The following is a 12,217-nucleotide window of genomic DNA, read 5'->3' as shown; positions in this document are numbered from 1 at the left end:
GGACGCCCCGGCGGCATCACTGTGCCAAAGTGGCGGTGTTGAGAACACCTTTTTGAGGGAGGCGTCTGTGGGAGAGGTTAGCACGATCGGCTTGGATATCGCGAAGAACGTCTTTCTCATGGAGTTGACGACTCAGGGCGCGTGGTATTTCGAAAGAAAATCGCCCGACGGAAAATCATCGAGTTTTTTGTGACTCAGCCGTCTTGCCTCGTGGCCTTGGAAGCATGTGGCGGAGCCCATCATTGGGGACGGGAGATCAGAAAGTTGGGCCACACCGTCCGTTTGAAACGCCCACGTATGTAAAGCCCTTCGTGAAGCGGCAGAAGAATGACGCAGCCGACGCCGAGGCCATCCGTGAGGCGGCGCAGCGGCCAAACATGCGGTTCGTCGCGTCAAAGTCGAAGCGCAGCAAGCGAGCTCCGTCGTCTTTCGAGCCCGTGACCTTCTGGTGCGTCAGCGCACCCAATGCGTGAATGCCTTACGTGCCACTTGGCAGAGTACGGATGCATCGCGCCCAAAGGGATGACGCACGTTGAAACGCTGATCGCCTTTGTCAAAGACCGAACCAACGCTCTGCCAAACGGTGCGAGGTTGATGCTCGAAGTTCTAATCCGATCGCTGGCTTCTCTATAAGAAATCATCGCCGTACTCGATGCAGAAATTGCTCGTCGCGTAAAAGAAGATCCGGGAGCTCGTCGGCTGACGACGGTTCCAGGTGTCGGACCGATCTCGGCGGCGCGATTGCAGCGCTGGCGCCGCAAGCAGAGTTATTCAAGCACGGACGCGACTTCGCAGCCTGGCTTGGCCTTTCGCCTCTTCAAAGATCTACAGGCGGTAAGACCCAGCTCGGCGCGACCTCAAAAATGGGTGAGCGAACAATACGTCTGTTGCTCATCATTGGGGCACGCGCCGTTGTTCGCCAGGCTTGCAGCCGGAGCGGCGCATCGAATCCGTGGCTCAATCGGATGTTCGCACGCAAGCCGCGGATGCTGGTCACGGTCGCTGCCGCGAACAAAGCGGCTCAAATAATCTGGGCGCTCTTGGCGAACGGTGGAATCTATCAGGCTCCAGCGGCGGCGTAAGCAGTCGTACGCTGCGAGGTCGTATCCCTTCGGCGTGGGCCGCCTTTCGAATTTTGAGCAGGAACGCGATGCTGCGCAGCTAAGTCGGCTTTATGAGCGAGGCTAACTGCACAGCATGGGTCGGATGACATTGATCACGGGCGTCGAACGGCGCCGACGGTGGAGGGACGAAGATCGGGTTCGGATACTGGCGGCGATTGAGGAGCCCGGCGCGGTGGTCGCCGAGGTGGCGCGTCGCGAGGATGTCTGCACGAGCTTGGTCTACAAGTGGCGCCGAGCGGCGCAACGGAACGGAAGCATCGACGCTTGCGGGTTTTCGCCGGTAGTCATCGAGACGCCGCCGCCGCAATCACCGCCTCTGAACGACATCGACGCGAACGTCATCGAAGTGGACATAAAGGGCGCCCGTGTTCGGATTGGCGCCGGCGCGCCTTCTGCGACGATCGCCGCGACATTGAAAGCGCTGCGCCGATGATCCCGCTGCCGGCGGGCTGCCGGGTCTGGATCGCGACCGGCCATACCGACATGCGGCGTGGCATGCAGGGGCTGGCGCTTCAGGTGCAGGAGCAGTTGAAGCGCGACCCGCACGCGGGCGACCTGTACATCTTCCGCGGTCGCCGCGGTGACCTGGCGAAAATCCTCTGGCACGACGGGGTTGGCCTGTCGCTTTATGCCAAGCGTCTCGACCGAGGAAAGTTCATCTGGCCCTCGGCGAGTGCGGGCGTGGTGTCGATCTCGGCCGGACAGATGGCCTATATGCTGGAAGGAATTGACTGGCGAAACCCGCAACTCACCTACAGGCCGCAAAGCGCGGGGTAAGGCGTGAAAAAAGCTGGGGTCGACTGCATTTTGGGGCGCCACAAATCACTGGAAGTATGATTCACTTCGCGTCATGGACGCTGCGGCCAAAGCTCTTCTCGACGAAAACGCCGTGCTGAAAGCGCAGCTCGCCGTCGCGCTTGCAAAGGCGTCGGAAGACATGGCGCTGATCGCGGCGCAAAAGCTCCAGATCGCCAAATTGCAACGGCAGATCTACGGGCAGAAATCGGAGCGCTCTGCGCGGCTGCTCGATCAGTTGTCGCTCGAGCTGGAGGAGTTGGAGGCGAGCGCGACGGAAGACGAACTCGCCGCGGAGCGCGCCGTCGCGAAGACGACGACGGTCGCCGGCTTCGAACGCAAGCGGCCGGAGCGCAACACCTTCCCCGACCATCTGCCGCGCGAGCGCGTGGTCATCGAGGCGCCGAAGGCCTGCGCCTGTTGCGGCGGTTCGCGCCTGCGCAAGCTCGGCGAGGATGTCACGCGAACGCTGGAGACGATGCCGCGCCAGTGGAAGGTTGTGGAGACTGTGCGAGAGAAGTTCACCTGCCGGGACTGCGAGAAGATCACGCAAGCCCCCGCGCCGTTCCATGTCGTCGCGCGCGGCTGGGCGGGGCCGAGCCTCCTTGCGATGATCGCCTTCGAGAAGTTCGGCCAGCATCAGCCGCTGAACCGCCAGGCCGAGCGCTATGCGCTGGAAGGCGCGCCGATCGCCCTGTCGACCATGGCCGACGCGGTCGGCTCCCTCTGCTCCGTTCTCGATCCGCTGCGGCGTCTTGTCGAGGCGCACGTCCTCGCAGCCGAGCGGCTGCATGGGGACGACACCACGGTTCCCGTGCTGGCCAAGGGCAAGACCGACACAGGACGCTGCTGGATTTATGTGCGCGACGACGCGCCCTTCGGCGGCGCCGGGCCGCCGGCCGCGATGTTCTATTACTCGCGCGATCGGCGCGGGGAACATCCGCAGGGCCATCTGGCGGGATACTCCGGCATCCTGCAAGCGGACGCCTATGACGGCTACAACAAGCTGTATCTTGCAGACCGCGAGCCCGGCCCGATCCGGGAGGCGGCGTGTTGGACCCACGCACGGCGTCCGTTCTTCGCAATGGCGGACATCGACGAAAACGCGCGTCGCAGGGCGGCCGGGAAGAAGGAAATCCCGCTGTCGCCGATCGCCATCGAAATCGTGCGCCGGATCGACGCACTGTTTGCGATCGAGCGCACGATCAACGGCAAGAGCGCGGAGGAACGTCTTGCGGTTCGCCAGGCGTCGAGCCGCCCACTCGTCGACGAGCTCGAAAGCTATCTGCGCGAACAGGTCGCGAAGCTGTCGCGCGGACACGATCTCGCAAAGGCGATCCAGTACATGCTGAAACGCTGGACTGCCTTCACGCTGTTCCTCGGCGACGGACGCGTTTGCTTATCGAACAACGCTGCGGAACGAGGGCTGAGAGGCATTGCACTCGGCAGAAAAAGCTGGTTGTTCTGCGGTTCCGATCGCGGAGGCCAGCGCGCCGCGGCGATGTACAGCCTTATCGTGACCGCGAAGATGAACGGCGTCGATCCGCAGGCCTGGCTCGCCGACGTCCTCGCCCGCATCGCAACCCACCCCGCGCATCGGCTCGACGAGCTGCTCCCGTGGAACTGGCACAAGAACGACGCCGCGTCGGCGCTGGCGGCATAACCGCCGCGGACCTACCCTGCGGCCTACGGCGAAGGCTTACGCGAGGTCGTCGAGGACGTAGGGTGATCGAACGGAAAATATGGCGCATCAGTCGGTGAGACGGGGTCAGTCAGCCAGTTCATAACCAAGTGCGCCAAGCACGCGCTTCTGATTTGGAGCTGATCCGCCGAACTTCCATATGGGCCTGCGGCGTCTGTGTAGCCACATTCGAGGCCGGACAGATGTCGGCACCCAACCACGCGCCGTGGGTTCCGAAAAAATGCCTTGGGTCCAAAGGGGCGTCCACAGATGTTTAAGAGTCTGGACCCTAGATCGGCGACTTCGCGCCCGGTTCCTGCTCCCGCAAAATGCCAATGATCTGCTCTCCCGTAAACCGTTTCTTATTCATCTCGTCCGTCCCGCGATAGGCCGGACTCTAATCGATCGTGCAGGAGTTTTTCAGAGGCAGTTCAGACCGCACGCGAGCGACGTGGCAGGTGAGCCAAATTCCGGGATCAAACATCTAGCCTTGCTCCGGGATCACCAAATAGGGGCCAACCATAGCTTACCAATGCCAACGATGCTGCACAGTTCAAACTCGGTGAGCTCCGCACAATAGATAGTTTGCATTCGACGCCTACCCCCAAAGATGCTTTGTCCAGGACCGAGCTCGAGGCAAAGAAACGGTGGCGTAGTTGCTAACCTTATACCCGCTGCCGACCACGAGGGTTGGAAATAGACGGTCGAGTGAGTGGGCCAATGTACCATCGATAGCATCCAAATCGGGTTCAAAATCAGAAATATCAAACGGCAATTGGGTCGCCTTGGTCACTGCCGACAGGCGAAACCAGAACATCGAGTCCGCAACAAAGTCCTCGAGCTTCGCTCCTTCAAGTCCAATTCTAGCGAGAATTGCCCTAGCGGCCCTTTGGCTATTTTCGGTCTCGCTCAAGTCTGACCAAGACGCCATCGCGGTTAGGGGTGCAACAAGTCCTACGCTCGCGTTCGCGGCAAATTCAGCCATCGCGGATTCGATAGCATTCCGATTGCCAACCATGCTTTCAATCGACTGACTCCCGCTGGGCTCCTCGAGCTTCTGCGAATGAAGTTTACAGCCTAAAGTATAGCCCAAGTTTTCGGCTATATGCAATGCTTTCAAAAAGGCCCCCACGTCCCTTCCGCGATGGCTCGCAATCACGATTCTGACCGGATCCATAAGATCGACGGCCTTGATTGCCGCTCCTTCATCCCAAAAGGCAGGTAAGGAGAGGATGACATCACACGGCATGACAGACCGGGCTATCTCTATTGCAGCGGCGCACGCCTCGGTCGAGGCTTCATGAAATACATGAAGACAGAGGACCATTCTTCCTTTGGGCTTTCTGCTGCACGCCAATCGATCTGCGATGCAGGAAAGGGTAGGATCGTTGGATGCTCCTTTCGCTCGAACATTCGCCACGGCCGAAAGATAGGCATAGCCGAATTTGCGATCAGGTTCGAGGTAAGCTCCCTCCGCCCATTCGTTCCAGGCGTTTACGAATACGAAGCGTCGACCTGCCGGGTTATTGTTTTTCGACCATTCGACAGCGCCCCCCAGCCAACATCGAAACTTCTGAGGCGTTGAGTTGTGAAACACCTGCCCATTTCCCGGCTTGCGCGCTTCATTGTCCCACGCGGGCATAACGCCGGCAAAATAATCTCGATGGCGCCCTTCTTCGCCAATTCGTTGTAAAAATTTGAGGTTTGCGTTCACAGCCTCGCCGTAGTCGTATATCTTCCCCGAGAAGTCCCCATTTAAGAATTGCAGCCCAGTTTCATCGACTCTTCGAACATGCACGGCGTGAGGCGGAAATTGGCAGACCGCGTCAAATCCGATCTCTTCTGGATAGTCGAAACCGAAGGCGTTGGTTGCAACTAGATACAAGCCCGGCAAGCCAGCTTTTAGGGCCAATTTCCGCCAGATCTCAGCCATGTTTGTTACGTCCGGAATGATAGTCGGGCGATAGACCAAGATAACCGGCATGCCGTCGACGCGAATGTATCTCTTATCTCCCATGAAACGGCTGAGATCTTTAAAAACGCGCTCGTAGTCCAAGTGCGTGTGGATCTGCTGAATTAAAATATCGTGCTCCGAACCGTCCCAGCGCCTTGTCCAGTTCTCATTGGCCCAGCAAAGGCAATACGGAAAATCAAATTCAATTGCGGATTGACTGAGAAAAAGTTCCAGCGGCCGATCGAGCAACCTATGGCCATCAAACCAATAATAATGGAAACAAAATCCCGAGACGCCGTAGTGCTTCGCTAATCCGATCTGACGCGCCATAACTTCGGGGAGACGCAAATCGTAAAATCCAAGTTCGCCTGGAAGTCTGGGTTGATAATGTCCCACGAATTGGGCTGTGGCCTTAGAAACGTTGGTCCATTCGGTGAAACCTCTTCCCCACCACCGATCGTTCTCTGCTATCGGATGAAATTGCGGGAGATAGAAAGCTAGGATGGCAGGATCGTCCGCGGAAACCTGAACAGAGTGCAATGATAAAGGCGCGTACTGCGGCGCGCGGCGACCCGCTGCAATTTCGACTTGCGTGATGTATTGACTGCGATAGGCTTCTGCGGCCTCGCTCACGCTGCTCCTGGGATTTGCAGGCGTAGCGCTTCCATCATCCCTTTTCTTTTCCGTCGAACTCGGCGGAGGAGAAGGATTTCGACCTTCGCGCCGACCAAACTTCACGAAGTGAATAAGCGGTATGCTGCCGGCTTCGCGGACGTCGGGATTGGCATCTAAATACCTGTTTGTCGAAAAATCTGGACCCGGATCGTATCCCATGCGCCAGCCATAACGAAGATAGTGTTCGATTTGGTCGCCGAACACATCGGGATATCGCGCTTGGTAGAATTCAGCGTGGAACATTTCCGATTGGCTAACCAAGTCGTAATTTGCGGCAAACGCCCTCGCTATTGGTGGTAATGTTAGATTTGTCGCCGCATCGCGGATCCAATCCGGCGAAGCAAACTCGTCCGGCGCCCCCCGCGGCTTTTCTGGACAGCGCAAATAGTGAAGGAGCGGATTTACGCCGCTTAGAGCGGCATCGTGATGGATATGCAAATACCATAAAGTGTTGAAGCCTTCGCTCGGATTTCGCCCTTCGCACCACCCTGCTTCAAGATAGTGCTGAGCTGCGTCGACTTTTGCTTCGACTATATCCGGATACACCCTATAATAATACTCGGCGTCGACAAGCCGTCGTAGACTGGTCCTTTCAGGGTGTATCAAATTAGTGAACTTGACGGCTTCCGGGAAAATCCATCGCAACCAACCGAAGGCCACTGCGGCGATCTCCAAATCTTTGATCCTCTACCACGCGAACCGTCGGCTGCTCGGGAGCATCGAGATGTCAGCCCAGGCGGTCGCCAGCAAACATACCGACGACCACGGCTCTTGTTAAGAGCCGGATTCCGAGCTATTAGCATTACGGACCCGAATTTTGGTCCTTCCCCCAATCTTTGCCGAGTAGCGAGTTTTTTGTCTCACAACCGGTTGCGGCACCGTCATGGATGATCCATCAGAAAAAACTGCGATCGTTATTCTCGGGATGCACCGAAGCGGCACGTCGTCAATTGCGGGAACTCTTGTCAAACTGGGAGGAACAGCGCCCAAGAGCCTGATGCCGGCAAATGAAGCAAATCAGCTCGGCTATTTCGAATCGATCCCTATCATGGAGCTCAACGACGAAATACTCGCCTCCGCGACTAGTTCATGGCATGATTGGCGAGCTTTCGATCCTGCTTGGTACAATACCAAATACTACGATATTTTTAGAGAGAAGGCAAAGACGACAATCGTCGCCGAATTCGGTGATTCAGACCTCATAGTCGTAAAAGACCCTCGCATCTGCAGGGTGGCACCATTCTGGTTTGACACGCTTAAAGCCGCTGGCTACCGCTCACGGGTCGTTATGCCACTGCGCAGTCCGCTCGAAGTTGCGACTTCCTTGCAAACTGCATACGGCTTTGACCTTGCGACGGGTATGCTTATGTGGTTGCGGCATACTCTAGACGCTGAGACAGAGAGCCGCAGTTTCCCACGCGCTGTCGTCTATTGGCCGGATTTTCTGTCCGACTGGCGAGCCGCAATCGCGCGTCTAAGGGAGCGGTTTGATGTTACTTGGCCTAACGCGGTCGACGCCCCACACGTAGAAGTTGATCAATTTCTGACGCCATCGTTGCGTCATTTTGCTCAGGCGGAGCATGAGTTCGCTACGCATCCCGATGTGAATGAATGGGTTCAGCTCGCATACGAAGCGATGTTCACTCTTGCGCGGGATCCCTGTTCCCGCATCCCGTTAATAACTCTGGATCAGGTAAAGGGCGAGTTCGACAACGGTTCGACTATATTCAGTCGCGTGCTGTTTGCGACGCAAGCGCACATAGCTAAACTCGAAGCCGATGCGGCCGCAGCCCGCATAGAACGCGATGCAATGGCGTTGGAACGCGATCGTTTGGCTGCGGAGATCGAGCGGGACCGCGCGCGCTTCGATGCTCTTGCGTTAAGTCAAGCCGTACTACTGGGACAGTTGGGCTCCGCGCGCGACCGCGCGAAGCGGAGGATGGGCGACGCGCAGCCAACCACGTATCGGTGCACTCACTCTTTTGAGGATGTGAACGAACGATTGCGGGTGCCAAGCAGGGCCCGCAATCGCAACCGACAAAAAGGCAGCATTTCGCTTGACCGAGAGATTTCCGCCGCAATAAAGTCGCCTGGTGCAGAAGCCATGATGTGCGACAAAGCGACGGCTGCGTTTGACGATCAGTTGCAAACTATCCAGGCTAGCGGCGAGTCTATTCGGCGCAATATCGTTAGGCTTCAAGCGATGCTAACGGCGGACCGCGAAGCGGCGAAAGCCGATCGGATCGGAGAACAGACTGCGGCGCCTTCGATCCATGCTAGAGAGGCAGATAATGGAGATTGACAGCAAATCTCTACCCACCGCGGAGTTTGCAGGAAAGGGAGGACATCCGCTCTTTGACGCTAAATGGTACCATGCCACCAATCCGCATCTACCCTCTGAACGAGCGACATTTCATCATTATCTCACGGAAGGCTGGCGGCGGCTGAAATCTCCGCATCCGCTTTTTATCGTCGATTACTATTTCACTCAAAGGCCCGACGTACGCCGCGCCGGTGTCGAACCGCTGCAACACTTCATTCGGCAGGGATGGCGGGACGGCGCCAGTCCCTGCGCATTATTCGATGTGAATTACTATATGTTGCAGGACCCCGATCTGCGCGGGCTGGACCCGCTCACGCATTTTCTGACGTTTGGCTCGCTAGAGGGCCTCAAGCCTAACCCAGAATTCGACCCTGCGTTTTACCTGGAACGCCATGTCGACGTGCTCATTGCCGGCGACGAGCCGCTGACCCATTACGCGCGTGTCGGACATTTGGAAGGACGTGAGACTCGGCCAGCCACTAGGCTGAGTTCAGCCGCCTCGACCTCGGCGAAGATCTTGTTGCCCTCTGCGGACGAGAATAAGTCCCGCGCGCTCGACCCAGATTACGAGCGCCTTGTACGTAGCGCCCCGACACGGGGCGATGCCCGCTCCACATTCGTGAGCGCTGCTAAGCAAGATCCGCGAGTCATCGCTTTTTATCTTCCGCAATATCATCGTGTAAAAGAAAACGATGAATGGTGGGGCGAAGGCTTTACTGAGTGGACCAATGTTCGTAAAGCTCTACCGAATTTTGAAGGCCACTATCAGCCACATGTTCCTAAAGATAACTATTACTACGATCTCGACGATGTCAGCGTTATGGTCAACCAGGCGAAGCTTGCAAAGGAATACGGAGTCACTGCGTTCTGCTATTATTTGTATTGGTTTGATGGTCGGCGTGTGCTCGAAAAGCCGCTTGATAGAATGCTAGCCACGCCTGCTGTTGACATTGAATTCTGTGTTTGCTGGGCGAATGAAAACTGGACCCGGACGTGGGACGGCAAAGCGAATGACATTCTGCTGGCGCAGAGCCACTCGCCGGAAAGCGACCGTCGATTTATTCGTGACGCAATGAAGTATCTTGCCGACCCGCGCTACATTCGAGTCGACGGCAAGCTAATGCTCCTCGTGTACCGAGCCGACCTCATTCCGAATTGCGCGGACTCGATGGCGATTTGGCGCGACGAAGTGCGGCGCGCCGGGCTTGGCGAGTTGCACCTATGCGCGGTTCAATTCTACGGGATCACCGACCCGGAGCCATGGGGTTTCGATGCAGCCGTGGAATTTCCACCACATGGCTGGCTAGTTCCAGAAATAAAGCCGGATTCGCCGCCGAAGCTCCTGAACGACAAGTTTTCTGGGCACATTTTTGACTACTCTAAGGCAATAGATTTCGCATTGCGTAAGCCAATTCCTGACTATCGGTGGTATCGGGGAGTGTTCCCAGGCTGGGACAACACGGCACGCCGTCAGGATACGCCCCATATCTTTGCCAACAACCATCCATTCGAATTCCAACGTTGGTGCACCGAGTTACTACAACAAACAATGCTCGTGGCACCCTCTCAACATCAGATTTTGTTCATCAATGCGTGGAATGAGTGGGGCGAGGGCGCGCATCTTGAGCCCGACGCAAAATTCGATCGACAGAATCTTATGGCGCTGCATGCCTCTCTTGAGGAGGTACGCCAGCAAGACGCGATCGGCAGCGTCCTGCGGCGGCTACGTCAGGCCGGCACTTATGCTGGGCGGGAGCAGGATGAGCGCACCCTGCTCAATTTCATAAAAGGACAAGAACAGTCGCTGCGGGAGCTCTCATCTCGGCTAAAATTGTGTGTCTAAGTCACAGACTGGGGAGAGAACGAACTCAATGGCGAAGCCTTTGATAAGCGTTGTTGTACCAATGTACAACCACGAGAATTATATTGAGCGAGCACTTGCCTCGATATTCGAGCAAGATTACAGGCCAACAGAAATCATCGCCATCGACGATGGTTCTAAAGATCGCACATACGAGATTGCACGAAATTTTTTGGGCCGGCATGCGCCATCCGCCATCGTTCTGCGGCGGGACAACCGAGGTGCTGCGCAAACGATCAATCAAGCGATGAGCTTAGCGCGCGGAGACTATATCAACATTCTCAACTCCGATGATTTCTTTTCACCTCGGCGACTGTCGCGCTGCATGGATGCGGTACGACGCACTGGAAAGCAGCTTGTGTTCACGGGAGTAAACTTTGTAGACCATACCGGTCAAATGGCATCCGAAGATGACTATATCCGGAACTTGAAAAATGCGTCCTTAGAGAGTCGTAAACTACCGACGCTGGGCTTTGCCCTTATGCGTCATCAGCTTGCAATATCGACAGGTAACTTCTTTTTTGCATCCAAGCTCGCCTGGCGAGTGGGGCCGTTTCAAGACTATCGCTATGTGCACGATTGGGATTTTATCTTGCGTTCTCTTTTCTTTAGCGAGCCAGCTTTTATCGAAGATAAACTTTACAATTATCGGTTTCACGGAGAAAATTCGTTCAAGAGCCTAGCAAACGTCGCGGAATATGAGACATCGGAAGTGATGAGAAATTTTCTGTGCCTAATGACGTCAAGGGTGCCTGAAAACCACCGCGCGCCGTGTCCGTTTTTCTGGCCAGAGGTCTTCGAATATTATATACGTCAATGGAATTATCACATATATCTTCCTCCTAGATTTAGGCACGTGCTTAGCGAAGGGGAGCGAGTACTGTGAGAGCTCTCGTTTTTGCCCATTTTGACGCACATGGACAAGTAGATGATTACGTCCTACATGCGCTAAGGTGTTTTCGGCCGTATTTCGACCTGATCTGCTTTTCTTCTACGGCGGCTCTAAATACCGAGCAGCACAACCGCGCCTCGCTTTATGCGGATATCATCGTCATCAGGCCCAATATTGGCTACGATTTCTTTAGCTGGCGTGAAGGATTTGAAGCGCTACCAAACGCTGCGTTTGATGAGATCGTGTTCATCAACGACAGTTGCTATACTCCACTCTTTGATATTCGAAAATTCTGGGAGCGGGTCGACGCGCTCGGCGCCGACCTATGGGGCGCTGCGATAAACTACCAGTTTCGTCCGCATGTGCAGTCCTTTTGCATGGGGTTTGGCCGGCGGTTGGTGAGCTCTGGATTCGCCAAACGCTTTTGGAGGTCGCTCGAAATTGAGCCCGATAAATTCAATCTGATCTTGCGCTTCGAAGTGGGCTTGTCTGCGCGGGTCGAGGATGAGGGCTTCCGCATCGGTGCAGTGGTAGACCTTAGTGATTTGGATAACAGCACACGCCAGCGCGCCTATAAGGACAACGAGCCCTTCCCCAGCAGCGCCGCGTCTGCAACAGTTGCGCGTGGTGAAAAACCCGCTAACTTACAAATCATGTCGGATCCCTTCCCAAACCCGAGCCAGCTCTTTTGGGCGGAATCGCTGCGCCGCGGATCTCCCTTCTTGAAAGTGGAATTACTGCGAGACAATCCACTCGACGCAAATTTGGCCAACGTCAGACACTATTTCACGAGGGAGAAGTGGTACGATGTCGGACTTATCAATCGACATCTTGAGCGCGTCGCACCTAAAGCGAAGTGGTTCAGCCAAGCGTTCACATTTGCAGAATAGCTGAATCGCTTCCCGCGTTCCT

8 protein-coding genes and 1 pseudogene are annotated in these 12,217 nt (G+C 56.2%); 8 read left to right on the top strand and 1 reads right to left on the bottom strand.

Features of this window, described 5'->3' with window-relative positions:
- Window positions 1–67: 67 nt before the first annotated feature.
- From EHO51_RS15935 to tnpC, 4 genes and pseudogenes are all read left to right on the top strand, one after another.
- Window positions 68–1,082 (top strand): annotated as a pseudogene (locus EHO51_RS15935) (IS110 family transposase).
- Window positions 1,083–1,206: 124 nt separating this feature from the next.
- Window positions 1,207–1,557: an IS66-like element accessory protein TnpA gene (gene tnpA / locus EHO51_RS15930; RefSeq protein WP_205788970.1), complete on the top strand. Its 351-nt coding sequence runs from the start codon at window positions 1,207–1,209 to the stop codon at window positions 1,555–1,557.
- The gene (gene tnpB, locus EHO51_RS15925; RefSeq protein WP_124737200.1) at window positions 1,554–1,901 is read left to right on the top strand and encodes an IS66 family insertion sequence element accessory protein TnpB; all 348 of its coding nucleotides are present in this window, start codon (window positions 1,554–1,556) and stop codon (window positions 1,899–1,901) included. Before tnpA ends, tnpB begins: the two co-directional genes overlap by 4 nt.
- 73 nt (window positions 1,902–1,974) lie before the next feature.
- The gene (gene tnpC / locus EHO51_RS15920; protein ID WP_124737199.1) at window positions 1,975–3,582 is read left to right on the top strand and encodes an IS66 family transposase; all 1,608 of its coding nucleotides are present in this window, start codon (window positions 1,975–1,977) and stop codon (window positions 3,580–3,582) included.
- A gap of 616 nt (window positions 3,583–4,198) precedes the next feature.
- Here tnpC and EHO51_RS15915 read toward each other — a convergent pair.
- A complete protein-coding gene (locus EHO51_RS15915; RefSeq protein ID WP_245434633.1) occupies window positions 4,199–6,889 on the bottom strand; it encodes a glycoside hydrolase family 99-like domain-containing protein in 2,691 nt (896 codons plus the stop codon).
- Window positions 6,890–7,112: 223 nt separating this feature from the next.
- On the opposite strand from EHO51_RS15915, the gene EHO51_RS15910 reads away from it, so the two are divergent.
- The 4 genes from EHO51_RS15910 to EHO51_RS15895 are packed head-to-tail and all read left to right on the top strand — an operon-like array spanning window position 7,113 to window position 12,195.
- Complete coding sequence (locus EHO51_RS15910; RefSeq protein ID WP_124739698.1) at window positions 7,113–8,531, top strand: sulfotransferase family protein; 1,419 nt, start codon at window positions 7,113–7,115, stop codon at window positions 8,529–8,531.
- Window positions 8,521–10,395: a glycosyltransferase WbsX family protein gene (locus tag EHO51_RS15905; protein WP_164479416.1), complete on the top strand. Its 1,875-nt coding sequence runs from the start codon at window positions 8,521–8,523 to the stop codon at window positions 10,393–10,395. The genes EHO51_RS15910 and EHO51_RS15905 overlap by 11 nt, the downstream gene beginning before the upstream one ends.
- Before the next feature lie 28 nt (window positions 10,396–10,423).
- Complete coding sequence (locus tag EHO51_RS15900; protein ID WP_124739696.1) at window positions 10,424–11,299, top strand: glycosyltransferase family 2 protein; 876 nt, start codon at window positions 10,424–10,426, stop codon at window positions 11,297–11,299.
- Window positions 11,296–12,195 (top strand): rhamnan synthesis F family protein, encoded by a 900-nt coding sequence (locus tag EHO51_RS15895; RefSeq protein ID WP_124739695.1) that lies wholly within the window; start codon window positions 11,296–11,298, stop codon window positions 12,193–12,195. Before EHO51_RS15900 ends, EHO51_RS15895 begins: the two co-directional genes overlap by 4 nt.
- Window positions 12,196–12,217 lie beyond the last annotated feature (22 nt).

It is taken from the genome of Methylocystis rosea (assembly GCF_003855495.1).
In the GTDB taxonomy this organism is placed as follows: domain Bacteria; phylum Pseudomonadota; class Alphaproteobacteria; order Rhizobiales; family Beijerinckiaceae; genus Methylocystis; species Methylocystis rosea_A.
Note: the sequence above shows the minus strand (reverse complement) of the source record. Positions and strands in the feature narration are given on the sequence as shown.